21 protein-coding genes are annotated in these 25,525 nt (G+C 73.8%); 11 read left to right on the top strand and 10 right to left on the bottom strand.

Annotated elements, in window-relative coordinates:
- The first annotated feature begins 45 nt into the window (after positions 1 to 45).
- Together ABZ495_RS02230 and ABZ495_RS02235 are read left to right on the top strand one after the other, a co-directional pair.
- The gene (locus ABZ495_RS02230; RefSeq protein WP_359834007.1) at positions 46 to 240 is read left to right on the top strand and encodes a hypothetical protein; all 195 of its coding nucleotides are present in this window, start codon (positions 46 to 48) and stop codon (positions 238 to 240) included.
- A complete protein-coding gene (locus ABZ495_RS02235; protein WP_329488526.1) occupies positions 237 to 1,058 on the top strand; it encodes an MBL fold metallo-hydrolase in 822 nt (273 codons plus the stop codon). The genes ABZ495_RS02230 and ABZ495_RS02235 overlap by 4 nt, the downstream gene beginning before the upstream one ends.
- 137 nt (positions 1,059 to 1,195) lie before the next feature.
- Here ABZ495_RS02235 and ABZ495_RS02240 read toward each other — a convergent pair whose 3' ends face one another.
- The gene (locus ABZ495_RS02240; protein WP_030392646.1) at positions 1,196 to 1,870 is read right to left on the bottom strand and encodes a Crp/Fnr family transcriptional regulator; all 675 of its coding nucleotides are present in this window, start codon (positions 1,868 to 1,870) and stop codon (positions 1,196 to 1,198) included.
- A 462-nt stretch (positions 1,871 to 2,332) separates the two neighbouring features.
- Between ABZ495_RS02240 and ABZ495_RS02245 the strand changes: the two genes are divergently transcribed.
- Positions 2,333 to 3,190 carry an isocitrate lyase/phosphoenolpyruvate mutase family protein gene (locus ABZ495_RS02245; protein ID WP_359804122.1) on the top strand — a complete coding sequence of 286 codons (858 nt, stop codon included), beginning with the start codon at positions 2,333 to 2,335 and terminating at the stop codon, positions 3,188 to 3,190.
- A gap of 58 nt (positions 3,191 to 3,248) precedes the next feature.
- Here the strand turns inward: ABZ495_RS02245 and ABZ495_RS02250 are convergent, their stop codons facing one another.
- A complete protein-coding gene (locus ABZ495_RS02250) occupies positions 3,249 to 3,914 on the bottom strand; it encodes a TetR/AcrR family transcriptional regulator (protein ID WP_359804123.1) in 666 nt (221 codons plus the stop codon).
- Positions 3,915 to 4,003: 89 nt separating this feature from the next.
- On the opposite strand from ABZ495_RS02250, the gene ABZ495_RS02255 reads away from it, so the two are divergent.
- The 6 genes from ABZ495_RS02255 to ABZ495_RS02280 all read left to right on the top strand — a co-directional run bounded on the left by ABZ495_RS02255 (position 4,004) and on the right by ABZ495_RS02280 (position 10,303).
- Positions 4,004 to 4,945, top strand: a complete 942-nt coding sequence (locus tag ABZ495_RS02255) for a beta-ketoacyl-ACP synthase III (protein WP_359804124.1) — start codon at positions 4,004 to 4,006, stop codon at positions 4,943 to 4,945.
- A 76-nt stretch (positions 4,946 to 5,021) separates the two neighbouring features.
- Positions 5,022 to 6,296 (top strand): MFS transporter, encoded by a 1,275-nt coding sequence (locus tag ABZ495_RS02260; protein WP_359834009.1) that lies wholly within the window; start codon positions 5,022 to 5,024, stop codon positions 6,294 to 6,296.
- Between the two features lie 151 nt (positions 6,297 to 6,447).
- The gene (gene nth, locus ABZ495_RS02265; RefSeq protein WP_359804125.1) at positions 6,448 to 7,320 is read left to right on the top strand and encodes an endonuclease III; all 873 of its coding nucleotides are present in this window, start codon (positions 6,448 to 6,450) and stop codon (positions 7,318 to 7,320) included.
- Positions 7,317 to 8,087: a CoA pyrophosphatase gene (locus ABZ495_RS02270; RefSeq protein WP_359834011.1), complete on the top strand. Its 771-nt coding sequence runs from the start codon at positions 7,317 to 7,319 to the stop codon at positions 8,085 to 8,087. Before nth ends, ABZ495_RS02270 begins: the two co-directional genes overlap by 4 nt.
- 46 nt (positions 8,088 to 8,133) lie before the next feature.
- Positions 8,134 to 9,318 (top strand): MarP family serine protease, encoded by a 1,185-nt coding sequence (locus tag ABZ495_RS02275; RefSeq protein ID WP_329488518.1) that lies wholly within the window; start codon positions 8,134 to 8,136, stop codon positions 9,316 to 9,318.
- 283 nt (positions 9,319 to 9,601) lie between these two features.
- Positions 9,602 to 10,303 (top strand): metal-dependent hydrolase, encoded by a 702-nt coding sequence (locus ABZ495_RS02280; protein WP_359804128.1) that lies wholly within the window; start codon positions 9,602 to 9,604, stop codon positions 10,301 to 10,303.
- A 136-nt stretch (positions 10,304 to 10,439) separates the two neighbouring features.
- On the opposite strand, the gene ABZ495_RS02285 is transcribed toward ABZ495_RS02280, so the two are convergent.
- The 4 genes from ABZ495_RS02285 to nhaA form a co-directional block, all read right to left on the bottom strand.
- The gene (locus ABZ495_RS02285; RefSeq protein ID WP_329488515.1) at positions 10,440 to 10,649 is read right to left on the bottom strand and encodes a hypothetical protein; all 210 of its coding nucleotides are present in this window, start codon (positions 10,647 to 10,649) and stop codon (positions 10,440 to 10,442) included.
- 130 nt (positions 10,650 to 10,779) lie between these two features.
- A complete protein-coding gene (locus ABZ495_RS02290) occupies positions 10,780 to 11,844 on the bottom strand; it encodes an alpha/beta hydrolase (protein WP_359834013.1) in 1,065 nt (354 codons plus the stop codon).
- A 171-nt stretch (positions 11,845 to 12,015) separates the two neighbouring features.
- On the bottom strand, positions 12,016 to 12,492 hold the full coding sequence (locus ABZ495_RS02295) for a phage holin family protein (RefSeq protein WP_329488513.1): 477 nt from the start codon (positions 12,490 to 12,492) through the stop codon (positions 12,016 to 12,018).
- A gap of 314 nt (positions 12,493 to 12,806) precedes the next feature.
- A complete protein-coding gene (gene nhaA / locus ABZ495_RS02300) occupies positions 12,807 to 14,207 on the bottom strand; it encodes a Na+/H+ antiporter NhaA (protein ID WP_359834015.1) in 1,401 nt (466 codons plus the stop codon).
- Between the two features lie 386 nt (positions 14,208 to 14,593).
- Here nhaA and ABZ495_RS02305 point away from each other — a divergent pair, with 386 nt between their 5' ends.
- A complete protein-coding gene (locus tag ABZ495_RS02305) occupies positions 14,594 to 15,865 on the top strand; it encodes a serine hydrolase domain-containing protein (protein WP_359834016.1) in 1,272 nt (423 codons plus the stop codon).
- Between the two features lie 220 nt (positions 15,866 to 16,085).
- On the opposite strand, the gene acs is transcribed toward ABZ495_RS02305, so the two are convergent.
- From acs to ABZ495_RS02320, 3 genes are all read right to left on the bottom strand, one after another.
- Positions 16,086 to 18,041: an acetate--CoA ligase gene (gene acs, locus ABZ495_RS02310; RefSeq protein ID WP_359834018.1), complete on the bottom strand. Its 1,956-nt coding sequence runs from the start codon at positions 18,039 to 18,041 to the stop codon at positions 16,086 to 16,088.
- 233 nt (positions 18,042 to 18,274) lie between these two features.
- A complete protein-coding gene (locus ABZ495_RS02315; protein ID WP_359804133.1) occupies positions 18,275 to 20,680 on the bottom strand; it encodes a SulP family inorganic anion transporter in 2,406 nt (801 codons plus the stop codon).
- A 476-nt stretch (positions 20,681 to 21,156) separates the two neighbouring features.
- On the bottom strand, positions 21,157 to 22,149 hold the full coding sequence (locus ABZ495_RS02320) for an ATP-binding protein (protein WP_359834019.1): 993 nt from the start codon (positions 22,147 to 22,149) through the stop codon (positions 21,157 to 21,159).
- A gap of 267 nt (positions 22,150 to 22,416) precedes the next feature.
- On the opposite strand from ABZ495_RS02320, the gene ABZ495_RS02325 reads away from it, so the two are divergent.
- Positions 22,417 to 23,310, top strand: a complete 894-nt coding sequence (locus ABZ495_RS02325) for an oxidoreductase (RefSeq protein ID WP_359834021.1) — start codon at positions 22,417 to 22,419, stop codon at positions 23,308 to 23,310.
- Positions 23,311 to 23,847: 537 nt separating this feature from the next.
- Here the strand turns inward: ABZ495_RS02325 and ABZ495_RS02330 are convergent.
- Positions 23,848 to 24,675, bottom strand: a complete 828-nt coding sequence (locus ABZ495_RS02330) for an HAD-IB family hydrolase (protein ID WP_359804183.1) — start codon at positions 24,673 to 24,675, stop codon at positions 23,848 to 23,850.
- Positions 24,676 to 25,525 lie beyond the last annotated feature (850 nt).

Raw genomic sequence — 25,525 nt, forward strand, 5'->3', positions numbered from 1 at the left:
ATACATCCGATGAACCGACACCGCCCGAGGAAGGATCGACGCCCGATGACCCACAACGACGTGGCTCGCCGGACGGCGCGCGAGATGCCCGCCCGCAGCCTGACCCCCCGCCCGCTCGCCTGCGAGGGCGCGCTCGTCGACGACGGCATACCGGGGCTGCGCGCCCTCGTCCGGACACTGCCCGGACGCGTGCTCGACCGGACCTGCGAGGGCGGCCGACTCGGCGGGAGCGGCCGGTGAGCGGAATCCTCCCGGGTGACCCCGCCGCCGGCATCGGCGGCGAGGCCACCCCCCGGGCAGTCTGCGTGCTGGCGCCCAACCCGTCGCCGATGACGCTGGACGGCACCAACACCTGGCTGCTCTCCGAGCCCGGCTCGGACCTCGCGGTGGTCGTCGACCCGGGCCCGCTGCACGAGGGGCACCTGCGCCGGGTGATCGACACCGTCGAGCAGCAGGGCAAGCGCGTCGCGCTCACCCTGCTCACCCACGGCCACGCCGACCACTCCGAGGGTGCCGCGCGGTTCGCCGAGCTGACCGGTACCGACGTCCGCGCCCTGGACCCGGCGTACCGGCTCGGCTCCGAGGGCCTGACGCACGGCCAGCGGCTGGAGATCGGCGGCCTCGACCTGCGGGTGGTCGCCACCCCCGGGCACACCTCGGACTCGCTGACCTTCCACCTGCCGGCCGACGGCGCGGTCCTCACCGGCGACACCGTCCTCGGCCGGGGCACCACGATGGTGGCCCACCCCGACGGCAGGCTCGGCGACTACCTGGACTCGCTGCGCCACCTGCAGAACATGGCGACCGAGCACGGCGTGCGCACGGTGCTGCCCGGCCACGGGCCGGTGCTCGCGGACGCGCTCGGCGCCGTCGAGTACTACCTGGCGCACCGGGCCGGGCGGCTCGCCCAGGTGGAGACCGCGGTCGAGGCCGGCTGCCGGACGGCGGACGAGGTGGTGGCCCGGGTCTACGCGGACGTGGACCGCGCGCTCTGGCCCGCGGCCGAGCTGTCGGTTCGGGCCCAGCTCCAGTACCTGGAGGACCACGGGCTGATCTGACCGCCGGCCGGGCCGACCGCCCGGAGCCGCACCGGACACGCGCGAGGGCCCGTCCACCGCATCGGTGGACGGGCCCTCGTCGTCGGTGGGACCGACGGCGCGCCGGGCGGGCCGGAGCGGAGCTCCGGCCGGCCGGGTCAGCGCGAGCGGCGGGAGAGCCGCTCGACGTCCATCAGGACCACGGCGCGGGCCTCCAGCTTCAGCCAGCCGCGGCCGGCGAAGTCGGCGAGCGCCTTGTTGACCGTCTCGCGGGAGGCGCCGACCAGCTGGGCCAGCTCCTCCTGGGTGAGGTCGTGGGCGACGTGGATGCCCTCGTCGGACTGCACGCCGAAGCGGCGCGAGAGGTCCAGCAGGGCCTTGGCGACGCGCCCGGGCACGTCGGAGAAGACCAGGTCGGACATCACGTCGTTGGTCCGGCGCAGCCGGCGGGCGATGGCGCGCAGGAGTGCGATCGAGACCTCGGGGCGGGCGTGCAGCCAGGGCTGGAGGTCGCCATGGCCGAGGCCCAGCAGCTTGACCTCGGTCAGCGCGCTCGCGGTGGCGGTGCGCGGGCCCGGGTCGAAGAGCGACAGTTCGCCGATCATCTCGCTGGGGCCGAGGACGGCGAGCATGTTCTCGCGGCCGTCCGGCGAGGCGCGGTGCAGCTTGACCTTGCCCTCGGCGACGACGTACAGCCGGTCGCCCGGGTCGCCCTCGTGGAACAGCGACTCACCGCGGGCGAGGGTCACCTCGGTCATGGAAGCGCGCAGCTCGCCGGCCTGTTCGTCGTCGAGTGCCGCGAAGAGTGCGGCGCGCCGCAGAACGTCGTCCACGTGCTTCCTCCTTCTCGGCCGCCCGGCGATCAAGCCGGTCGGCGCAAGTTCCGTACAGTGCTCTGCATCACCAAGCATGGCGCATGTCGCTCCGATCATATGAGGAGGGGGTGCGCCGAGGTGTGCTGCGCGGGGCCATTCGTACCGCCGGAGCGGCCTGCGGGCGGCTCGTGCGGGCGCGCGGAGCGGCGTGGCGGGCGGTGCCGGCGACCCGTGCGGCCGGTGTCCGGGTCCGGCGCGGTGGTCTCGCGGTGTTCGCAGGTCAGCCGGGACGCGCGCGGTCCGGTGCGCGGGGGCGCCGGGACGGGGGCGCCGAGGTCCATGAGGTGATCGGGGCGGTCGCGGGCCGCCAGGATTCGGCTCCGGCTTAATCAGTGGAGCACGGGCGGCCGGGGGCGCAGGATCCGGTCCTGACGAGTCCATGAGTCCACGAGTCCACGGCCCGAAAGACGGTGACCCCGTATGTCCGCCTCCCAGTCCACCGGCACCCCCACCCCCGAGCTTCGCGAGCGGGCCCTGCGGCTGCGGGCGCTCGTGGCCGACGGGGTGCTCGTCCTGCCGAACGCCTGGGACGCCGGCAGCGCCGCCGTGATCGCCTCCGCCGGGGCCGCGGCGATCGCCACCACCAGCGGCGGCGTCTCCTGGTCGCTCGGTCGCGGCGACGGCCAGCAGCTCGGCCGGGCGGACATGGCCGAGGCCGCCCGCCGGATCGCCTCCGTCGTCGACCTGCCGGTCACGGTCGATGCCGAGGGCGGCTACGGGGCGGCCCCCGCCGAGGTGGCCGAAACCGTGCGGGTGCTGGTCGGGGCCGGCGCGGCCGGGATCAACCTGGAGGACTCGGCGGCGGCCGGCGGCCCGCTCTTCCCGGTGGCCGAGCAGGCCGCGCGGCTGGCCGCCGCCCGGGCGGCGGCCGCGGCGGCGGGCCTGCCCGAGCTGCTGGTCAACGCCCGGACGGACGTCTTCCTGTTCGGGATCGGCCCGGAGGAGGGCCGGCTGGACGAGGTGCTGGTTCGCGCGGCGGCGTACGCGCGGGCGGGTGCGGACGGCCTCTTCGTCCCCGGCCTGCTGGACCTCGACGCGTTGGCCCGGCTCTGCGCCGCGTCCCCGCTGCCGGTGAACGCGATGACGGGGCCGGGCGGGCCGACGGTCGCCGAGCTCGCCGCCACCGGCGTCCGGCGGATCAGCGTCGGCACCGGGCTGGCCGAGGCCGCGTACAGCGCCGCCCACCGCGCCGCCGCCGAACTGCTCGGTACGGGCGCCGTGACCGGGGCGCCCGGCGCGCTGGGCTACGGGGAGCTGGACGCGCTGTACCGGCGCTGACCGGCAGGAGCTCACCGGCACGCACAGGGGAGGTGCCGGTGGCCCGGGCCGGGCGGCCTCAGTGGTCGTCCGGCTCCGGGAGCGGGGCCAGCTCGGGCGGCCCGTCGACCGCGGCGGGCAGCCCGAGCAGGCGCCGCATCGCCCGCCGGGTGCGGGCGGCCGCGGCCGCGTCCCGGTAGAGCCGGCGGGCGTGGTTGAGCGCCAGGACCTGCCCGGTCAGTTCGAAGACCACCTGCTCGGCGTCCGGCTCGGCGGGCAGCTGACCGGCGGCGATCGCCAGCTCGGTCTGCCGGCGCAGCTCGCGCTGCCAGACGGCGTTCCGGGCGGCCACCGCAGACCGGACCGGCCCGCGCTCCCGGTCGTCGAACTCGGAGGTCACGGCGGTGAAGAAGCACCCGCCGGGCAGCAGGTCGCGCTCCAGGTAGGAGACCCAGGCCTCGCACTGGACGAGCAGCCGCGGCAGCCCGGGCTCCGCGCCTGCGGCCGCCGCGCGCTGCACCACCTCGCGGACGAACAGGGCGACGGCCTCGTCGACCACGGCGAGCTGCAGGGTCTCCTTGGTGCCGAAGTGGCCGAGGACGCCGGACTTGCTCATCGACAGGTCGGTGGCGAGCCGGCCGATGGTCAGCCCCTCCAGGCCCTCGACCGAGGCGAGGTCCAGCCCCCGGCGCAGGATCGCGGTGCGGGTCCGGCGGGCGTCGGCGACGGATCTTCTCGGGCTCACCGGGCCAGTGTAGCCAGCCCCGGGCCTTTAGAGTCCGACCGTTCGGACGCTATAGTCCCGGCGTGACACCCCCTCACGGAGGAGCAGACATGTCGGGATCCCGGATCGCGGCCCTGGGCCACCACCAGCCCGCCCGAGTCCTCACCAACGACGACCTCGCCCGGCTGGTCGACACCAGCGACGCATGGATCCGGCAGCGCACCGGCATCGTCACCCGGCGAATCGCCGACACGGAGTCCGTCACCGACCTCGCCTCCGCCGCCGCCGGCAAGGCCCTCGCCTCGGCGGGCCTGGCGCCGGAGGAGATCGACATGGTGGTGGTCGCCACCTGCTCGGCCAGGGACCGCTGCCCGAGCATCGCCACCCAGGTCGCCGGCCGGCTGGGCATCCCCTCGGCCGTCGGCTTCGACGTCAACAACGGCTGCGCGGGCTTCTGCACCGCGCTGGCCACCGCCGACCACGCCGTCCGGGCCGGGGCCGCCCGGCACGCCCTGGTGATCGGCGCCGAGCGGATGAGCGACGTCACCGACTGGACGGACCGCTCCAGCTGCGTCCTGCTCGGCGACGGCGCCGGTGCGGCGGTCCTCAGCCACGATCCGACCGGTCGGGGCGTCGGGCCGGTGGTCTGGGGCTCCGACCCGACCCGGGGCCACGCCGTCCGGCTGGACGACGGCTGGCAGCCGAAATTCCGTCAGGAGGGCCAGACCGTCTACCGCTGGGCCACCACCGCGCTGGCCCCGATCGCCGAGGAGGCCTGCCGGCGGGCCGGGATCACCCCCGCGGACCTCGGCGCGGTGGTCACCCACCAGGCCAACCTGCGCATCATCGAGGCGGTGGTGGACCGGCTCGGCGTGCCCGGCGCGGTGGTCGCCCGCGACGTCGTCGAGTCCGGCAACACCTCGGCCGCCTCCGTCCCGCTCGCGCTGTCCAAGCTGGTCGAGCGCGGCGAGGTGCCCGCGGGCACCCCCACCCTGCTGCTCGGTTTCGGCGGCGGCCTCTCCTGGGCCGGCCAGGTCGTCGGCTGCCCCTGACCGCGATGGTGGCGGCCGTCCGGAGCGGCCGATACGGATCTTACGAACGGGCCGGTTCGGGCCTACGGTCCGTCATATGACCTCGACGGCAACCTCCCGGACCGCGCCCGGCACCCGCCCCCGGCTGGTCACCCGGCCGCTGCTGCTGCGCTTCGTGTCGATCCTCGGCGCTTCGACCGGGTTCAACCTGCTGCTCTCCGTCGTCCCGCTCTACGCCGAGGAGTCCACCGGGGGCGGCAACGCGGCCGGGCTCGCGACCGGCGCGCTGATGCTGACGACCGTCCTGGGCGAACTGGCCACACCCCGGCTGGTGGTCCGCTTCGGCTACCGCTCGGTGCTGGCGGTCGGCCTGTTGCTGCTCGGAGCGCCCGCGCTGGTGCTGACCGCCGTCGACGGCGGCCTCGTCTGGATCACGGCGGTCTGCCTGGTGCGCGGGCTGGGCTTCGCCTTCACCATCGTCGCCGGCGGCGCGCTGACGGCGGCCCTGATCCCGGCCGAGCGGCGCGGTGAGGGGCTGGCGCTGGTCGGCGTGGTCTCGGGCGTGCCGTCGCTGCTGGGCCTGCCGCTGGGCGTCTGGCTGGCGGCCCACGTGGGCTACACCCCGGTGGCCGTGACCGCCGGCGCCGTGGCGCTGGCCGCGATCGCCGCCGTCCCCGGGCTGCCGGACCGCGAACCGTCCGCCGAGCCGGCGGTGGGGGTGGTGGCCGGCTTCCGGTCGGCCGGGCTGCGCCGCCCGACCGTGGTCTTCGGCGCCACCGCGCTGGCCGCCGGGATCATCGTGACCTTCCTGCCGCTGGCCGTCCCGGTCGGGTCCGCGGGCCTCGCCGCGGTGGCCCTGTTCGTCCAGCCGGCCTCGGCGACGGCGGCCCGCTGGGCGGCGGGCCGGTACGGCGACCGGCACGGGCCGGAGCGGCTCGTGCTGCCCGCGCTGCTGCTCTGCGCCGCGGGCACCCTGCTGATCGCGCTGACCGGCAGCGCGGTCGCCGTGGTGGCCGGCGCGGCGGTGTTCGGCATCGGCTTCGGCGCGGCCCAGAACGCCACCCTGACCATGATGTACGCGAGGGTCTCCAAGGCCGGCTTCGGCGCCGTCACCGCGTTGTGGAACGTCGCCTTCGACGCGGGGATGGGCGTCGGCGCGGTGGCCTTCGGCGTCCTCGCCGGTCCGCTGGGCTACCCGTCCGCCTTCGCCGTGACGGCCGTGGTGATGCTCGGCGCCCTCGCCCCCGCCCGCCGCGACCGCCGCGCCGCACCGGCCGTGGCGGCCGCACCGGCGGGGCCCGCGGTGCCTCCCGCGCCCACGGCGTCGCCGGCGCCGCGCACGCCGGCGGACCAGCCCTGCGGGCCGTCCTGACCGGGCGCCGCGCAGGGGGCGTCCGAACCGTCCGCGGCCCTGCGTCGATGGCTGATCGTCCGCGGCCCCGCGTCGATGGCTGATCGTCCGCGGCCCCGCGTCGATGGCTGATCGCCCGCGGGGTCAGGGCTGTTCGGCGTAGCCTTCCTGCATGGCAGAGAGCAAGGTCCGGAAGGCCGCAGCCAAGCCGGCGGTGAAGGTGGCTGTGAAGCCGAGGAAGCCGGAGTCGAAGCTGGCGATGGTGCGGCGGGCCCGGAGGATCAACCGGGAACTGGCGGAGCTGTACCCCTACGCGCACCCCGAGCTGGACTTCGACAACCCGTTCGAGCTGCTGGTGGCCACCGTGCTGTCGGCGCAGACGACGGACCTGCGGGTGAACCAGACGACGCCCGCGCTGTTCGCGAAGTACCCGACGCCGGAGGACATGGCGGCGGCGGTGCCGGAGGAGCTGGAGGAGGTCATCCGGCCGACCGGGTTCTTCCGCAACAAGGCGAAGTCGCTGATCGGGCTCTCGATCGCGCTGCGGGACGAGTTCGGCGGCGAGGTCCCGGGCCGGCTGGCCGACCTGGTCACCCTCCCCGGGGTGGGGCGCAAGACGGCGAACGTGGTGCTCGGCAACGCGTTCGGCGTGCCCGGGATCACCGTGGACACCCACTTCGGGCGGCTGGCCCGGCGGTTCGGGTGGACGGCGGAGGAGGACCCGGTCAAGGTCGAGGCGGCCGTCGCGGAGATCTTCCCGAAGTCGGAGTGGACGATGCTCTCGCACCGGGTGGTCTTCCACGGGCGGCGGATCTGCCACTCCCAGAAGCCGGCCTGCGGGGCCTGCCCGATCGCGCCGCTCTGCCCCTCCTACGGGGAGGGCGAGACGGATCCGGAGAAGGCGAAGAAGCTGCTCAAGTACGAGATGGGCGGCCACCCCGGCCAGCGGCTGAGGCCGCCCGCGGACTACCCGGGCGAGGCGGCGGCGCGGGCCGACGCCGTCGCCCACCAGGGCAAGGTCGCGGACCTGGCGGTGGCCGAGTGACGGCGCACGGCCACGACCGGGGGCCCGGGCAGGCCCTGCCGGGACGGATCGAGCGGGACGGCCTGCCGTCCTGGCTGGAGCCGGTCCGGGACGCCGCCGAGCGGGTCCTGCCCGAGCAGCTGAGCCGCTTCCTGCCGCCCGCCGAGGGCGGTCGCGCCGCGGCCGTCCTGATGCTCTTCGGCGAGGGCGGGACCGGCCCCGACGTGCTGCTGATCGAACGGGCCCGGTCGCTGCGCTCGCACGCCGGGCAGCCCTCCTTCCCCGGGGGCGCGCTGGACCCGGAGGACGGCGACCCCGAGGGCTCCGGCCCGGTCGCGGCGGCGCTGCGGGAGGCCTGGGAGGAGACCGGCCTGGACCCGTCCGGGGTGCAGGTCTTCGCCGCCCTGCCCGCCCTCTACATCCCGGTCAGCCGCTTCGTGGTCACCCCCGTGCTCGGCTGGTGGCGCGAGGAGTCACCGGTCCGTCCGGTGGACGCGGGCGAGACCGGCGCGGTGTTCCGGGTGCCGATCGCCGAGCTGACCGACCCGGCCAACCGGGTCCGGCTGCGCCACCCGTCCGGACACCTGGGGCCGGCCTTCGCGGTCGGCGGCCGGCTGGTCTGGGGCTTCACCGCCGGGGTGATCGACCGGGTGCTGCACCACAGCGGCCTGGAGCTGCCCTGGGACCAGAACCGGATCGTCGACCTCTCGGACGAGGCGCTGGCGCTGGTGCAGGGTGACCGCGACCGCTCCCGTGCGCTGCTGAGCGGCGACGCCAGGACCACGTGAACGCCCGACTGTGTGGCCCCGGCGCCCGCCGTGGGAGGGTGTCGGAGTGAACGTCCTGGATCTGCTGCTGATCGCCGCCGCCGTGGGATTCGCCGTGTCGGGCTACCGGCAGGGCTTCGTGGTCGGCGTGATGTCGGTCCTCGGCTTCCTCGGCGGCGGCCTGATCGCCGTCCAGCTGCTCCCGCTGCTGCTCGACCACCTCAGCCCCGGCACCACCGCCTCGGTGGTGGCCGTCGTGGTGGTCATCGTGCTCGCGGCGGTCGGCCAGGCGGTCACCACCCACTTCGGCTGGAAGCTGCGCGGCCACATCGACCGCCGGCCGGCGAAGGCGCTGGACGCCGCCGGCGGCGCGGTGGTCAACGTGATCTCGATGCTGCTGGTGGCCTGGCTGATCGGCTCGGCGCTCGCCGGCACCTCCCTGCCCACGGTCTCCAAGCAGGTCCGCACCTCGGCGATCCTCGGCGGCGTCCAGGACACGCTGCCCTCGGACGCGCCGAACTGGTTCTCCGACTTCTCCAAGGTGCTCGCCCGCAACGGCTTCCCGCAGGTCTTCAACCCCTTCGAGCACGAGCCGATCACCCAGGTCGACACCCCCGATCCGGCGCTGGCCGCCAGCCCGGCCGTGGCCAAGGCCAAGCAGAGCCTGGTCAAGGTGGTCGGCACCGCCACCGCCTGCAGCAAGACCCTGGAGGGCAGCGGCTTCGTGTTCGCGCCGCACCGGGTGATGACCAACGCCCACGTGGTCGGCGGGGTCGACGAGCCCACCGTGCAGATCGGCGGCGTCGGCCAGCTCTACGACGCCACCGTCGTCCGCTACGACTGGCAGCGCGACATCGCGATCCTGGACGTGCCGAAGCTGAACGCTCCCGCGCTCTCCTTCGCGGGCGAGGCGAAGACCAACGACAACGCGATCGTGGCCGGCTTCCCCGAGAACGGCGCCTTCAACGTCCAGCCGGCCCGTATCCGCGGCCGGATCCAGGCCAACGGCCCGGACATCTACCACCGCGGCCAGGTCGTCCGCGACGTCTACTCGGTGCGCTCGCTGGTCCGCCAGGGCAACAGCGGCGGCCCGCTGCTCACCCCGGACGGCCAGGTCTTCGGCGTGGTCTTCGCCAAGTCGCTGGACAGCGCGGACACCGGGTACGTGCTGACCGCGGCCGAGGTGCGCGAGGACGCCGAGAAGGGCAGCACCGCGGCGACCCGGGTGGACACCCAGGGCTGCGCGCTCTGACGCGGCCGGCCGTCGCCCTCGTGTCGGCCGGTCAGGACCTGCCCGCTGCGATCCGGCCGCTCCGACCTGGCCGATCCGATCCGGCCGGTCCGACCTGGCCGCGCGGACCTGCCCGCTCCGACCTGGCCGATCCGATCCGGCCGGTCCGACCTGGCTGTGGGCCACCGGTGTGTCCGATGTCCGCCGCGTCGTCGGCCCCGGCTGGTAGCGTCGGCCGCGCTCACCCGTTCGGCTCAACCGGGTGCCGTCCCGGGGTGGGCCGAGCGGAGGTCGGCGGCGTCCGATGATGGGTCACTCGCACGCGGTCAGCGGGGCGATGCTGTACGCGGCCTCGGCGCCGTTCCTGCCGCCGCTGCTGCTCGACACCGCCCTGCAGCCGGCGGACATCCTGATGGGCACGGTGCTCTGCGCCGGCGCCGCCCTGCTCCCGGACCTCGACCACCACGACGGGACGATCGCCAACTTCCTCGGCCCGGTCTCCCGGCTGCTCTGCCGCCTCGTGGCCTGGATCTCCGGCGGACACCGGCACGCCACCCACTCGCTGCTGTTCGTCGCGCTGATGGGGGGCGGCACCTGGGCTGGCGTCACCTACCTGGGCCGGAACTTCACCCTGGGCATGACGTTCTTCCTCCTGGCACTCGCGATCCGCGCCCTGCGGCTGCACCCGCCGGGCGACGGCCCGACGGCGTGGATCACCATCATCGGCCTCGCCGCGCTGGGCACCGCCGGGATGAACAGCTGGATGCCGAACGCCCCCGGCTGGCTGCCGTACGCGGTGGCGCTGGGCGCGCTGGCGCACCTGCTGGGCGACTGCCTGACGAAGAAGGGCGCGCCGCTGCTCTGGCCGCACAAGGAGCGCTACGAGGTGGTGCTGATCAAGCGCAGCGGCAACAGCGTCGAGACGAAGGTGCTGGTGCCGATCATGTCGGTGGCGACCTTCGTGCTGCTCTGGTTCACCGCGGTGTCACCGACGTGGGTGAACTGACCCGGGTGGGCCGACCGCCGCGCCGGTCCGGTCGCTGAACCGGACCGGCCGCGGGGTCGCCGGTCGCTCGGACTGTCGGGTCGGGCCGGGCCGCGTCCGGCCCCGGTTCTCCTTCGCGCCGCCCCGGCGCGGAGGCTCAGCTCTCGCGCCGTAGCCGCGCGCCCACCCAGCGGGCGCGGCGGCCGAGGATACGCGGGATGCCGAGCTGCCGCTGCGCCGTGCTCCGGCGGCGGTCGGTGCCGTCGTGACCCAGGTCGTCCGCCCAGTCGGGGCGGTGGCCGGACCTCTGCGAGCTGTTGTGGCGTCGGCTGCGCGGAGCGCTGCCGTGATCGGGCATCCAGGTCATACCGCAATGGATGCCCCTGGGTCGGCCGGGATAACCGCCCGGGGTGTCGTCAACATGGCCTATGCGTTTGTCATATGAGCTCAATATGAAGGGAGTTGGGCTCCGCTTCCGCGTCCGGATGCGGAGGCTCTCAGTCCTTGTGGCGGCCGATCCAGTCCAGCAGCTCGGCGGTGAACTGCTCCGGCGCCTCCTCGTGCGGGAAGTGCCCGATCCCGGGCAGCAGCCGCCACCGGTACGGAGCGGCCACGTACTCGCCGCCGCCCAGCGCGGTGTGCGACAGCAGCACCGGGTCGGCGGCGCCCTGGACGTGCAGGGTGGGCGCGGTGATCGGCTTCTTCATCCGGCGGGCGAACTGGATGCCGTCCGGGCGGGCCATCGACCGCAGCAGCCAGCGGTACGGCTCGATCGAGCAGTGCGCGGTGCTGGGGATCTGGATCGCCTGCCGGTACGCGGCCACCGCCGTCCGGTCCAGCTGGTTCGGTCCCGTCCAGGCGTCCAGGTAGCGGCCCACCAGCGCGGCGTCGTCGGCGACCAGGCGGCGTTCCGGTATCCACGGCCGCTGGAAGCCCAGCACGTGCTCGAAGGCGGCCATCTGGCGGCGGTCCGTCAGCAGCGCCCGGCGGAGGTCCCGGGGGTGCGCGGCCGAGACCACGGTGAGGCTCTGGATCACCGACGGCCGCATCACCGCCGCCACCCAGGAGAGCGTGCCGCCGGAGGCGTGGCCCACCAGGTGCGCCCGGCGCTCGCCGAGCGAGCGGATCACGCCGGTGATGTCCAGCGCGAGGTTGCCCGGGTCGTAGCCGCGGGGGGTGCGGTCGCTGCCGCCGATGCCCCGCAGGTCCAGCGCGACGGCCCGGTAGCCGGCCTCGGCGAGCGCGGTCAGCTGGTGGCGCCAGGCCCACCAGTACTCGGGCCAGCCGTGCACCAGCAGGACCAGCGGGCCCTCGCCCAGCTCGGCGATGTGGAACCGGGCGCCGTTGGCCGCCAGGTCGCGGTGCTTCCACGGACCCGCCTGCCGGACGTCCCAGGGCGCCGCGGGCACGGGCCCGGTGGGGCCGTCCTCGCCCGCCCCTGGCGCGTCGACCGCCTCCTCGGCGGCGTCCTGACCGTGGTCGACGCCGTCCTGACCGGGCGTGCGGTCGGGGCCGGAGCTGGCGGACGGCTGCGCGGGCACGGGCTTCTGGTCGAGCGGCATACCGAGAGCGTGTCACATCGGCGCGCCGGGTACGTGGTCGGCACTCGCTCCCGGGGCGTCCCGACCGCACCGGACGGGACCGGAGTGGACCGCCCCGGACGCGCCCCGGCCACCGGGCGCGGGGTGGATGAGCGCGAGGTGGCCGGGGGCGCGGGGCGTTTCGGTCGGTGCCTACGGGATGCGGCCGAGGGCCCGGTCGATCTCCTCCTGGGTGGCCGGCCGGGGGCGGGCGTTCTTGAGCACGTCCGCGGTCTTCTGGGCGCCCTCGATGGTGCGGTGCGGCTTCTCGATCCGCTTGAACGAACGCAGCGCCAGCAGCCCGAGCAGCAGCGCCAGCAGCAGGTACGCGCCGGCCACGATCAGGAACGACCAGCCGAGCGACAGGCCCAGGGCGTGGATCCCGTACGCCGCCGCCGCGCTCAGCATCGGCACCGCGGCCAGCGCCACCACGCCGGCGACCGTCAGCGACACACCCCCGGAGACGCCGCGCTTGACGTCCGCGCGGAGCTCCGCTTTCGCGAGCGCGATCTCGTCGTGGACCAGGGCGGACAGGTCGGTGGTGGCCGCCGCGAACAGCTGCCCCACCGAACGCTCGCCCTCGTAGGGCGCCCGGCCGTTGCTGGACGGGTCTGCGGCTCCTGCGGGCATCAGCGGTTCTCCTCTGCGGCTGTGCGGCACGACGCCGCCGGGCGGTGCGGCTCCCGGTCGTTCCGGGGGCCGTCATCGGGGACCGCTCCGGGGATCGGGGCGGCCGGCGGCGTCTGTGGACTGTCGACAGCTCAGAATCATGCCCCTACCGGTCAGTCGCACACCACTCCGGGGCCCCGCCCGGGGTACGTGTCCCGTTCGGGGAGAGCGCGCCCGGCCGTGGCGGGCGCGTTCCGTCGGGCGGGGCGGGCCGCCGCAGTGATGCGGGGGCCACCGCCTTCGGCCCCCGCCGCCTCGCACCCGTCGGCGGACCGTCAGCGGGCGGCCCCGGAGCCGGGCCCCGGTCCGGTGCCGCCGGGGCCGCTCTCGGCCGACCGGCGGGCCGCCTCCGCCACCCGGGCCTGCCAGGCCGGATCGTCCTGCTGGTAGACGTCGGGGATGCCGTCGCCGTCCACGTCGCGGTCCTCCTCCTCACAGAGTTCCCGGTAGTGCCGGTTGCGCAGCTTCAGCAGCACGGTGGCGACCAGCGCGCAGAGCAGCGAGCCCACCAGCACGGCAGCCTTGGAGAGGTCGGCGAGGTCGGCGTCGTCGGGGAAGGCCAACTCGCTGATCAGCAGGGACACGGTGAAGCCGATCCCCGCGAGCACCGAGACCGCGAACATGTCGGCCCACTTGAGCTGCGGATTCAGCTCGGCCCGGGTGAAGCGGGCGGCCAGCCAGGTGCCGCCGAAGATGCCGACGGTCTTGCCGACCAGCAGACCGAGGACGATCCCGAGCGGGGTGGCCTGCGTGAACACGTCGGCGAGGGCCGACCCGGAAATCGCCACCCCTGCCGCGAACAGCGCGAACACGGGGACGGCGAACCCGGCCGAGAGCGGTCGGACGAGGTGCTCGATGTGCTCGCCGGGGGAGTACTTCTCGTCGCCCACCCGGTGGCAGCGCAGGATCAGGCCCATCGCGACGCCCGCCACCGTGGCGTGCACGCCGCTCTCGTGCATCAGCGCCCAGATCACGAAGGCGAGCGGGACGAACAGGTACCAGCCGTGCACACCGCGCCGGTGCAGGAACCAGAACAGGACCAGGCCGGCGAAGGCCAGCCCCAGCGCCCAGAACTTGATGCCGGAGCTGTAGAAGACGGCGATGATCAGGATCGCGATCAGGTCGTCCACCACGGCGAGGGTGAGCAGGAAGGCCCGCAGCGCGGAGGGCAGATGGGTGCCGACCACGGCCAGCACGCCGAGTGCGAAGGCGATGTCGGTCGCGGTCGGGATCGCCCAGCCGCCCGGGTGGCCGCCACTGCCGGAGTTGGCGAGGGCGAAGATGATCGCGGGCAGGGCGACGCCGCAGACCGCGGCTATGACCGGCAGCATCGCGGCACTGGGACTGCGCAGCTCGCCAGCCACGAACTCGCGCTTGAGCTCGATGCCGGCGACGAAGAAGAAGATGGTCAGCAGACCGTCCTTGGCCCAGGAACCCAGGCTGAGGTCCAGGTGGAGCGGCGTGGACGGCCCGATCGTGTAGTCGAGGACGCTCTCGTACGCGGCCGGCCCGACGTTGGCCCAGATCAGTGCGACGACGGCAGCGATCAGCAGCAGCACGCCACCGACGGTCTCGGTGCGCAGGGCGTCGGCGATGTAGGTCCGCTCGGGGAGGGGAAGTCTGCCGAGGAACTGGCGTCGCCGGGTCGGCTCGTTGACGGGCTGCTGGTCGGTCACGCGGGGACCTCCTCGGGCGGGGGAACGGTGTACGGATGCACCTGTGGTGCAGTGCCGACCAGACTTCCCGGCGCGCCCTGTGACGCGACCGATTCCCGGAGGAGATCTTGTTGCGTCTTTGACAGTCTAGCCGGAACCGGAGTGGGATATCCGCATTGTCATAATTCAGGACGTAGGCCTTGGTGTCCCGTGCTGCACTCGGCCGCGGCACCCGAATGGAGTCGGCCGCGTGCAGACGGGTGAACGCCTCCCTGTCGTCGATCGCAGTGCACCTGATCGGGTGGCACGATTCCCCGTTGCCCTCCCCTGGAGACCTGACGATGCCCAGACCGCCCCTCTTACTGGCCCCTGCCGTCCGATCGACCGCTCCGCAGGAGCGCTGACCGGTGAACGGCTCCACGTACGCCCCCGGCGCCGCCGACCCCGTTGTCGCCGCCGCTGCTCCGGCCACCGCCACCGCCACCGCCACCGAGCTCGGCCCCGAACTCGGTCGTCTGCTCCGCCCGTTGTTCCGTGCCACCGCTCCGGGCAGCGGCTCCGCCGTCGTGGTGATCCGCGGCGATGAACGGACCGTCGCCTGCCGCGGCCACTCCGGCCACTCCGACCGCTCCAGCGAGCGCCCCGTCCGTGCCGACACCCGGTTCGCGCTCGGCTCCGTCACCAAGACCTTCCCCGGACTGCTGCTCGCCGAGATGGCCGCCCGCGGCGAGGTCGGCTACGACGACCCGATCGACCGTTACCTCCCCGCCGGCGCCGCGCCCGGGTACCCGCGCGAGCGGCCGATCACCCTGCTCCACCCGGCCACCCACACCTCGGGACCGCCCCGGCTGCCGGTCGGACTGCTGCCGGCGATGGCCCCCCGGTGGTTCACCAGCCCCTACGCCACGTTCGGCCCGGCCCACCTGCTCGGGGCGCTGCCCCGCACCCCGGTCCGCGGTACTCCGGGCGCGCAGGTGCGCTACTCGAACCTCGGCTTCGGGCTGCTCGGACTGCTGCTGGCCAACGCGGCCGGGCAGCGCTACGAGGACCTGCCGGAGGCCAGGGTCTGCGGGCCGCTCGGCCTGGTGGACACCTCCTGCGGCCCGGGCCGCGAGGACGCCGCCGGATACCGGCGCGGCCGGCGCGTCCCCTCCTTCCGGCTGCCCGCGCTGCCCGGCGCCTCGGCGCTGCGCTCCACGGCGGACGACATGCTCCGCTATCTGCAGGCGCATCTGGCGCTGGACGCCGTCCCGCTGCCCGGCCGGGCCGACGCTTCGGTGCTGCGGACGGCGCTGGGCGAGGTCCGGCGCCCGCGAGTGGATCGGCGGCGGGGAGGGGCACGGATCTGCCTGGGCTGGAACCACCGCTCGGTCCCGACGGCTCCGGAAGCGGGCCGCCCGGCGGCCGAACCGGCCGGCAGCCCGCCCCGCTGGGCGACGACCCACGTGGTGGTTCGGGCGACGACCTGCATGACGGTCTGCGCGGCGTCACGGGTGGCGGCGTCGGTGGTGTCGGTGGTGTCGGTGGTGTCGGCGACGGTATCGACGCCATGGTGGCTGTTGCCTCGGGTGGCACCGGCCGGGAGTTCGACGACGAGGTGGCCTATCACGCCGGAGTCACCCGGGGGTTCACCACCTTCGTTGGATTCAGCCCGCGTGCGCAGGTGGGACTGGCGGTGATGGCCGGCACGCTGCCGCTGCGCAGCCGGAGCTTCGCCCAGAGCGCGTACGACACCCTGCGCACGCTGGTCACCGAGCGCCGGTCGCAGGGGGAGTGATCCCGCCGAAGCGGATCCGCGCGAAGCGCCGGGAGGTGCGGGAGGCTCCGCGCCGCCGGTAGCGGACAGCGGTGCCCCGGGTGGTCACGATCGCCCGGGGCACCGCATCGTTCGACGGGGTGTCAGCCCTCGCTGCCTGCGGGCGGCAGCTGGGACTGGATCAGGCTCATCACCGAGCTGTCGGCCAGCGTGGTGGTGTCGCCGACCTCGCGGCCCTCGGCGATGTCGCGCAGCAGGCGGCGCATGATCTTGCCGGAGCGGGTCTTCGGCAGCTCGCCGACGACCTTGATCTGCTTCGGCTTGGCGATCGGGCCGAGCGTGCGGCCGACGTGCGCGCGCAGTTCCTCGACCAGTTCGGCGCTGTCGGTGGCGGTGCCGCGCAGGATGACGAAGGCGACGATGGCCTGGCCGGTGGTGGCGTCGGCGGCGCCGACCACGGCGGACTCGGCGACGGCCGGGTGGCCGACCAGGGCCGACTCGACCTCGGTGGTCGAGATGTTGTGGCCGGAGACGAGCATGACGTCGTCGACCCGGCCGAGCAGCCAGATGTCGCCGTCCTCGTCCTTCTTGGCGCCGTCACCGGCGAAGTACCGGCCCTGGAAGCGCGACCAGTAGGTGTCGATGTAGCGCTGGTCGTCGCCCCAGATGGTGCGCAGCATGGACGGCCACGGCTCGGTGAGCACCAGGTAGCCGCCGGATCCGTTGGGGACCTCGTTGGCCTCGTCGTCGACGACGGTGGCGGCGATGCCCGGCAGGGCGCGCTGGGCGGAGCCCGGCTTGGTCTCGGTGACGCCCGGCAGCGGGCTGATCATCATGGCGCCGGTCTCGGTCTGCCACCAGGTGTCCACGATGGGAGCCTTGCCGCCGCCGATGTGCTCGCGGTACCAGACCCAGGCCTCGGGGTTGATCGGCTCGCCGACGCTGCCCAGCACCCGCAGCGAGGAGAGGTCGAACTTCGCGGGGATGTCGTCGCCCCACTTCATGAAGGTCCGGATCGCGGTGGGCGCGGTGTAGAGGATGGTCACGCCGTACTTCTGGACGATCTCCCAGAACCGGCCCTGGTGGGGGGTGTCCGGGGTGCCCTCGTAGATGACCTGGGTGGCGCCGTTGGAGAGCGGGCCGTAGACGATGTAGGAGTGTCCGGTGACCCAGCCGATGTCGGCGGTGCACCAGTAGACGTCGGTCTCCGGCTTGAGGTCGAAGACGGCGTGGTGGGTGTAGCTGGCCTGGGTGAGGTAGCCGCCCGAGGTGTGCAGGATGCCCTTGGGCTTCCCGGTGGTGCCCGAGGTGTAGAGGATGAAGAGCGGGTGCTCGGCGTCGTGCGCCTCGGGGGTGTGCTCGGTGGACTGACGCCCGGTGATCTCGTGCCACCAGACGTCGCGGCCCTCGGTCCAGGAGACCTCCTGGCCGGTGCGGCGGATCACCAGGACGTGCTCGACGCCGTCGGCCTTGGTCAGCGCCTCGTCGATGGCGGGCTTGAGCGCGGACGGCTTGCCGCGGCGGTAGCCGCCGTCGGCGGTGATGACCAGCTTGGCCTGGGCGTCCTGGATCCGGGAGGCGACGGCGTCGGCCGAGAAGCCGCCGAAGACCACGGAGTGGGTGGCGCCGATCCGGGCGCAGGCCAGGATCGCGACGACCGCCTCGGCGATCATCGGCAGATAGATCGCCACCCGGTCGCCCTTGGCGACGCCGAGCTCCAGCAGCGCGTTGGCGGCCTGCGAGACCTCGTCCTTGAGCTGGGCGTAGGTGATCGAGCGGCTGTCGCCGGGCTCGCCCTCGAAGTGGATCGCGACCCGGTCGCCGTTGCCCGCCTCGACGTGGCGGTCGACGCAGTTGTACGCGACGTTGAGCTTGCCGTCCGCGAACCACTTGGCGAACGGCGGGTTGGACCAGTCGAGCGTCTCGGTGGGCTCCACGGCCCAGGTGAGGCGGCGGGCCTGCTCGGCCCAGAAGCCCAGGCGGTCCTCGGAGGCCTGCGCGTACGCGGCCGCGGTGACGTTGGCGGCTGCGGCGAGCTCTGCCGGCGGGGCGAAGCGCCGCTCCTCCTTGAGCAGGTTGGCCAGGCTCTCGTTGCTCAACGCGCACTCCTCATCGAGTCATGATCGGGGTCAATCCCGTGCGTGGGGATTGTCCCGTGTGTCCCAGCGCACAGCTCACCAGGCGAAGTGGTCGGTTGACAAGAGGCGCCGGGTAATTGGTGTAGACCTTTGACCGAGAGTCGAACAGTAGGCCGAAGGAGGAGAGCCTCGGTGGCGGTACGGAGAACTGGGCCCGTGCCCCGGCCCGCCCCGGCGGGACACGGGCCCGGCTCTCAGGCGGCCAGCCGGGGGTCGCCCCCGGTGACGGCTGCCGTGGCGAGGTCCGCGCCGGGGGCGGAGACCTCTTCGATTTCACTCATTCGCCCGGGCGTGTCGCAGGGTGCCGGGCCCGCCGTGCCGCCCAGGGCCTCGACCGGACTGAACCGGCCGCTCTCCCGGTCGAGCACGTAGGCCTGGGCGGTGGCGAAGTCGAAGTACATCCCCACCAGCCGCAGGCTCCCCTCGGCGACCCGGCGCTCCACGGCGGGGTTCGCCATCAGCTGGTCCAGCTGCTGGACCACGTTGGTGATGCAGAGCTGCTCCACCACGTCGGCCACCGGGCGGCTGGCGAACTCGGCGGGCACGCGGCGCAGCCGGTCGAGCGAGCCGCGGCCGTTGCGCAGCCAGCGGGTGAGCGCGGTCGGCGGCCCGGGGCGGTCGTGGACGCCGTCCAGCAGGGCCTTCATGGCCCCGCAGCCGGAGTGCCCGCAGATCGTGATGGAGCGCACCTCCAGTACCTCGACGGCGTACTGCACCGCGGCGGCCACCGAGTCGTCGGCGGCGCCCGGCTCGAACGGCGCCGGTACGAGGTTGCCCACGTTGCGAACGGTGAACAGGTCGCCGGGCCCACTGTTGGTGATCATGCTGGTGACCAGGCGCGAGTCGGAGCAGGTCAGGAACAGCTGGGAGGGCGTCTGGCCTTCGCGGGCGAGCCGGGCGAGCTCGGGGCGGACCAGCGGAGCGGTGTGCAGCTGGAACACCCGGACGCCGTCCAGGAGCCGGCCGTGCGGATCCTCCTGCTGGTCGATGCAGTGGTGGCCGACCCAGGGCGTCCAGGCGCGGCAGCGGTGCGGGCCGGAGGAACTGCCCGCCCGGACGGTGCCGTCGGGATCGAGGACCTCGTCGTCCTGGCGCCGCGTCACCATGGACACCTGGCCGCCGGCCGCCTGGCGGCCCGTCCGCCAGCTGTGCAGCGTCTCGTACGCGGCGTGGTCCAGGAAGGAGCCGTCGTGGACGACCGCCACGTCGGCGGCGGCGGGGATACCGGCCAGCGCGCGGCTCAGCCGGGGCACGGCGGTGAAGGTGAGCGGCCCGTGCGTCTGCACCGTGAAGGAGCCGTCGGGGCCGGCCAGGACGTCCACATGGGCGCGGGTCAGGCGGTAGAGCGCGAGCAGGACGGCCGTCGCGGCGCCCAGCGCCACCCCGGGCAGGACGCCGAGCAGCACCACGCCGAGCACGGTGGCGAGGTAGACCGGGAACTCGCGGTGCCGGTGCACCTTGCGGATGTGCGCGAAGCTGACCATCTGCAGGCCGACCACCAGCACGAGCGCGGCCAGCGCGGCGAGCGGGATTCGGCGGAGCCCGCCGGTGAGCGCCAGCGCGGCCGCGAGCACCCAGACGCCGTGCAGGATCGAGGACCACCTGGTCTGTGCGCCGGCCCGGACGTTGGCCGTGCTGCGCACCGCGCCGCCGGCGATCGGCAGCCCGCCGAGCAGGCCGCTGATCATGTTGGCGAGGCCCTGGCCCCGCAGCTCGCGGTCGAGGTCCCCGGTGCGGTGGGCCATCCGGTCGATGGCGACGGCGGAGAGCAGCGACTCGACGCTCGCCACGGCGGTGACGGTCAGCACGGCGGCCAGGATCGCGGCGATCGGCCCGTGCGGCAGGTCGGGGACGAGGTCGTGCGGCTCCCAGGCGGGCAGTTCGACCCGGGCGAGCTGCAGCCCGAGGGCCATCGCGAGCGCGGTGGCGGCGCCGACGGCGACCAGCGGGCCCGGCACCTTGGTCAGCCGGGCACCGAACGCCCCGGCCCTGCCGGGGAGTCGGCCGAGCCTGGGCCAGCCGAGCAGGACGGCGGCGGTGACCGTGCCGACGACCAGCGCGGACGGGTGCGGGCCCGCCAACTGGCTCGGCAGCGCGCGCAGATTGGCCAGTGCGGAGCTCTGCGGGGATCCCCCGAGGACGACGTGCAACTGGGCGATGGCGATGGTGAGGCCGACGCCGGCCAGCATGCCGTGCACGATGGCGGGCGAGACGGCGAGCGCCGTCCGGGCCACCCGGCGGACGCCGAGCAGGAGCTGGAGCAGCCCGGCGGCGAGCGTGATGGCGCAGGTGGCCTGCCAGCCGTACTGGGTGATCAGCCCGGCGGTGATCACGGTCAGCGCGGCGGAGGGGCCGCTGACCTGGAGGGGAGTGCCGCCGAAGAAGCCGACCACGATGCCGCCGACGGCGGCCGCGGCGAGCCCGGCGGTGAGCGGGGCGCCGGTGGCCAGGGCGATGCCGAGGGAGAACGGCACCGCGATCAGGAAGACCACCAGGGAGGCGGAGAGGTCCTGCGTCCAGTGACCGCGAGAGGGCGGTCCGGGCGGGGCGTGGTCCTTGGTGTCGGAGGCGATGGGTGCGCTGGAGATGTCGAGGGTCATTGTCTTCCCGTCTGTCCGGGGGAACGAACGCAGTCAGGTCCGGTGGTGAGTCCGGTTGTGGGGGCTCGGGGAGTCGGATCGGCTGTCGTGGGTCGCGACGGTGTGGCGGGATGGCGTGGGGCGCGGCGGGGATTGCGGGTGTCACCGGCCGGGCCGTGGACCATCAAGGGGCCTCGAAGAAGCCGGGGAGGACCAGGCCGCAGAGAGGACCATCAAGACTCGGTAAACCGAGAGTAATGAAAGCTTTGCACAGCGTCATCTCGGGCGGTAGGTCCAGCGCCCTTGATTCACCCCATTGGGTGGTGTTCGAACGGGCGGAAATCTGCTGGTGGCGCCCGTGGCGGCGTCGAACACGCGCAAATGGGCCGTGGCTTCCCCGGGGACGGGGGGAAGCCACGGCCCATGGGCGGCGGCGGGGCGGGCGTGCGACCGGGACGCGCTCCGGCGCGGCGTCCGAGGGTGGGCGGGATCGGCCGTCAGGCGTGGGCGCCGGCCGGGGCGGGCCGCTGGCCGCCGAGCACGAAGCCGCCGTCCACCTGGGTGGCGAGGTCGATGCCGACCTTGGCGTTGGCCCAGCTCTCCGCGTTGCGGAGGTGGAAGAGGACGGCCTGCTCGGTGTAGCGGAGGGCGTCCCGCCGCTCGTGGGCGGCGTCGGCCTCGGCGCGCAGCTGCTCCAGCACGGCGCGGTTGCCCGGCTCCAGGGCGCGCAGCGGAGGCTCGGCGCCGCGCTCCAGCCGGCGCACCCAGTCGGACTGCCCGAAGGTGGTCAGCAGGTCGTCGCCGACCTCGGCGCGCAGGAACTCCAGGTCCTCGGCGCTCTGCACCTTGTTGCCGACCACGCGCAGCCGGACGCCGAAGTCCCGGGCGTAGTCCTTGTACTGGCGGTACACCGAGACGCCCTTGCGGGTCGGCTCGGCCACCAGGAAGGTCAGGTCGAAGCGGGTGAACAGCCCGGAGGCGAACGAGTCCGAGCCCGCCGTCATATCGGTGACCAGGTACTCGTCCCGGCCGTCCACCAGGTGGTTGAGCAGCAGCTCGACCGCGCCCACCTTGGAGTGGTAGCAGGCCACCCCGAGGTCCTCCTCCGTGAAGGCGCCGGTGGCCAGCAGTCGTACGGACCCCTCGTCGAGCGCGATCGGACGGGCGCAGGCCGCGTACACCGGGTTCTCCTCGACGATCCGCAGCAGGCGCGAACCGCGGCCGGGCGGCGTGGTCTTGATCATCTCCTCGGCGGACCGGATCAGCGGATTGTCGCCGCGCAGGTACTCCTTGATCTCCGGCAGGTGGGCGCCGAGCGACGGCAGCTCCGCCGCCTGAGCGTCCGTCAGGCCGAGGGCGGGGCCGAGGTGCTGGTTGATGTCGGCGTCGACGGCGATGACCGGGCGCCCCGCGGCGGCCAGGTGGCGGATGAACAGCGAGGACAGCGTGGTCTTGCCGCTGCCGCCCTTGCCGACGAAGGCGATCTTCAACTGGGACTCCCGCTCTCGCTCTGGGGCCCGACCTCGGGGCCGCCTGCTCGGGGCCTCTGCCGGGCCGCTCCGCGCGCCCCTTGCGGGTCGCGTCCGCGCTGCGCCGAGGCCGACGATCTCCTGAATTGGAAATCGTTATCGTCTCCGATAGTGGCCATGCTATCCGTGGTTTCGGGTTCACCGGCGGAGGGAAGTGAGGATTGCCTCGAACGGGTGATGCGGGGTTGCTGTTCCGGGAGGGGGCCCTCGTTCATTACTCTCGGGTAGGTGAGCACAGGAACAGATCCCCTCGCCCCGCTGGCCCAGCTCCCCGGGGTGCCCGACGCGGTGGCCGAGGTGCGCAAGGCCGTCGACCGGCTCTACGGCCACCGGGTGATGCGCCGCCGCGCGGCCGAGGTCACCTCCGAAGCCGCGCTGCGCGGGGCCCGCGCCTCGGCGGCGCTGGCCGGGGCGGACTGGCCGCTGGAGGAGGTCCGGCGCCGCAGCGACTTCAGCGCCGACGAGGAGTCCCGCACCGTCGGCGCCGCGCTGCGGATCGCGGCCGAGGCTGGTCAGCTGCTGAGCATCTGGCGGCATTCGCCGCTCCAGGTGCTGGCCCGGCTGCACCTGCTGGCGGTCGGGGACGCCGACCCTGCGGCGGGTCGGCCGAGGCGGGCCGGGGAGGGTGTGGAAGACCTATTCCCGCTGGAACTCAAGCCGGTGGAGAGCGTCGAGGTGGAGGCGGCTCCGGCCGGGCCGGCGGTCGAACCGCCACCGGCGCCCGGGGCCGAGGAGGTCGCCGCCCGGCTGGACCAGCTCTCCCGCCTGCTGATCGCCCGCGCCGAGGGCCAGGGCGTCGGGACGCCGGCCCTGGTGGTGGCCTCGGTGGTGCACGGGGAGCTGTTGGCGCTGCGTCCGTTCGGCTCGTACAACGGTGTGATCGCGCGCGCCGCGCAGCGGATCGTCCTGATCGCCGAGGGGCTCGACCCGAAGTCGATTTGCCCGGCCGAGGTCGGTTTCGCGGAACTCGGCACGGACACCTACCGGCGCGCGCTGGCCGGCTACCTGGCGGGCACGCCGGACGGCCTGGCGGCCTGGATCGGCCACTGCGGCCGGGCGCTGCGGCTGGGCGTGCGGGAGAGCACGGCGGTCTGCGAGGCGATGCAGCGCGGCATGGTCTGACCGGTCCGGGGGCGCGGTCCGGCCGGGCGCGTCCTGGGCCGGACCCGGCGGGGTCGGCCGGCTTCGGCGACGCGGGCGGTTCGGCGGGCGGTGAGAGCAAGGATGCGGCGGCACCCGATCCTGCCTGGATGCCGCCGCTGGTACAGGTGCCGGGTGACCATGCATGCACCGGAAGTGCCCATCAGACGGGGATCCTGCCCGTTCGTCTGGTGCGGCGGCCCGACAGCGGGTCGGCTGCATGTGGGTGCCCGACTATCTGTACGTGCGGTCCGTGGGGCCTGAACTGCGTTGTCGGTTTGACCTCTTCGGTCCTGTACCGGGTCTCGCGGGCCGTGCTTCCTTTGTATCGCGTTTCGGGGGAAAGGGGAACCCGAATCGAGAAGTCTTCGGCTTTTGCCCGTTCTATCCGAAGGGCCCGGGTAAGTACCTCTTTGGGGGAAGCTGCTTTCGGCAGGCCGGGACGGCGTGAGCGGCAGGCGCCCGGCGCACGGGCCGAGTGTCAGCCCACCCGGTGCGCCGGCCGCCGGCCACGCGCCCTCAGGCCGCCGGACGGCGGCGGCGCGCCACGTACCAGATCACACCGGCGGTCAGTGCCGCGGCGCCGACCGCCACCGCCGTCAGTACCGAGCCGCTCGGCGCGGAGAATTCCGGGAGCCGGCGCCGCAGTTCCACCGGACGGTCGAAGACCAGCACCGGCCACTCGCGGGCCACCGCCTCCTTGCGCAGTGCCCGGTCCGGGTTGACGGCGGACGGATGGCCCACGGCCTCCAACAGCGGCAGGTCCGTCGAGGAGTCGCTGTAGGCGTAGCACTGGGCGAGGTCGTACCCCTCGACCTCGGCCAACTCCCGGATGGCGGCGGCCTTGTTCTCGGCATAGGCGTAGTAGTCGATCTCGCCGGTGTACCGGCCGTCCTCGATCTTCAGCCGGGTGGCGATCACGTGGTCCGCGCCGAGCAGTGCGCCGATCGGCTCGACCACCTCGGAGCCGGAGCTGCTGACGATGACCACGTCGCGCCCGGCGGCATGGTGCTGCTCGATCAGCGAGGCGGCCTCGTCGTAGATGATCGGGTCGATGAGGTTGTGCAGGGTCTCGGCGACGATCTCGCGGACCTGCTGGACGTTCCAACCCCGGGTGAGCGCGGAGAGGTACTCGCGCATCTTCTCCATCTGGTCGTGGTCCGCGCCGCCGACCAGGAAGACGAACTGGGCGTAAGCACTGCGCAGGACGGCCCGACGGTTGATCAGACCGCCCTGGTAGAAGGGCCGGCTGAAGGCCAGGGCACTCGACTTGGCGATGATGGTCTTGTCGAGGTCGAAGAAGGCGGCAGTCCTGGGGCCTGTCGGGCGCGTGCGGGTGACCGGCAGGCCGGCCGCCGCGGGAGCGCCGGGCTCCTCGGCCGCGGTGGCGCCGTCCTGCTCGGCCGCCGCGACCATCGAGGCCGCCGCGGCCCCGGTCGTCCGGGTCGTCCCGGCGGACTCCGCGGCCTCCGCGGTCTCGATGGTCTCGGCGATCCCGGCAGTCTCGGCAGTCTCGGCGGTGGAGTCCGGGGACTCGTCGGCGTACTCGTCGGCGTTCTCGGTGGTGTCCACGGGAACCGAGGATAGAGGGCGCTGGAAAACAGCCCGCCATTCGGCGTACTCATGGCCGCGCGGGTTTGTGTTTCTGGCCGCTCGGGTACACCATGGAAGTCACGGATCGTTCGCGACCGTGCTAACCCGGTCCGGCTCCTCCCCCCCCGAGTCGGGCTGTGGATAGACGACCCCCGCTCTCCCCCCCGGCGGGGGTCGTCGCACGTCCGGGGCCATTTTCAGGGCTTGAACGGCTGCTGCGGAGGATTCCGCGCCCGGCCCGGTGGCGATCTACAAGGGGTGTCGGATCGAGGATGCACCGGTCCGCTTTCATCACTCTCGGTAGCCAGTTGCTCAGGTTGCCGTGCGCCGGCACCCTGCCGACGAAGACGCCCTCGGGATGCTTCGAAGAGCGCGCGAAGAACCCCGGAGCGTGTTCGGGAGGCCTCGATGGAGGCCGGGTCGATCAGCCTCGGCGTGATGTTCCGACTCTTCTCGGTGAGCCCGTTTCGTCAATTCATTGCTCAATAGCCCCCTGTCCGAGTGAACGAAGTTATCCACAGCCCCGAGTTGTCCACAGGGAATCGGAACGGGGCTGACGGAATCCGGATCACCCCCCACCGTGATGCACGGCAGCGGTTGCCGG

This window comes from Kitasatospora sp. NPDC005748 (assembly GCF_040630735.1).
Classification (GTDB): domain Bacteria; phylum Actinomycetota; class Actinomycetes; order Streptomycetales; family Streptomycetaceae; genus Kitasatospora.

What these genes read in the sequence shown, in the direction of transcription:
- ABZ495_RS02230 (WP_359834007.1), top strand. Translation starts at nt 46, where the DNA reads ATGACCCACAACGACGTGGCTCGCCGGACGGCGCGCGAGATGCCCGCC.
- ABZ495_RS02245 (WP_359804122.1), top strand. Translation starts at nt 2,333, where the DNA reads ATGTCCGCCTCCCAGTCCACCGGCACCCCCACCCCCGAGCTTCGCGAG.
- ABZ495_RS02255 (WP_359804124.1), top strand. Translation starts at nt 4,004, where the DNA reads ATGTCGGGATCCCGGATCGCGGCCCTGGGCCACCACCAGCCCGCCCGA.
- ABZ495_RS02260 (WP_359834009.1), top strand. Translation starts at nt 5,022, where the DNA reads ATGACCTCGACGGCAACCTCCCGGACCGCGCCCGGCACCCGCCCCCGG.
- nth (WP_359804125.1), top strand. Translation starts at nt 6,448, where the DNA reads ATGGCAGAGAGCAAGGTCCGGAAGGCCGCAGCCAAGCCGGCGGTGAAG.
- ABZ495_RS02280 (WP_359804128.1), top strand. Translation starts at nt 9,602, where the DNA reads ATGATGGGTCACTCGCACGCGGTCAGCGGGGCGATGCTGTACGCGGCC.
- ABZ495_RS02285 (WP_329488515.1), bottom strand. Translation starts at nt 10,649, where the DNA reads ATGACCTGGATGCCCGATCACGGCAGCGCTCCGCGCAGCCGACGCCAC.
- ABZ495_RS02290 (WP_359834013.1), bottom strand. Translation starts at nt 11,844, where the DNA reads ATGCCGCTCGACCAGAAGCCCGTGCCCGCGCAGCCGTCCGCCAGCTCC.
- ABZ495_RS02295 (WP_329488513.1), bottom strand. Translation starts at nt 12,492, where the DNA reads ATGCCCGCAGGAGCCGCAGACCCGTCCAGCAACGGCCGGGCGCCCTAC.
- ABZ495_RS02315 (WP_359804133.1), bottom strand. Translation starts at nt 20,680, where the DNA reads ATGACCCTCGACATCTCCAGCGCACCCATCGCCTCCGACACCAAGGAC.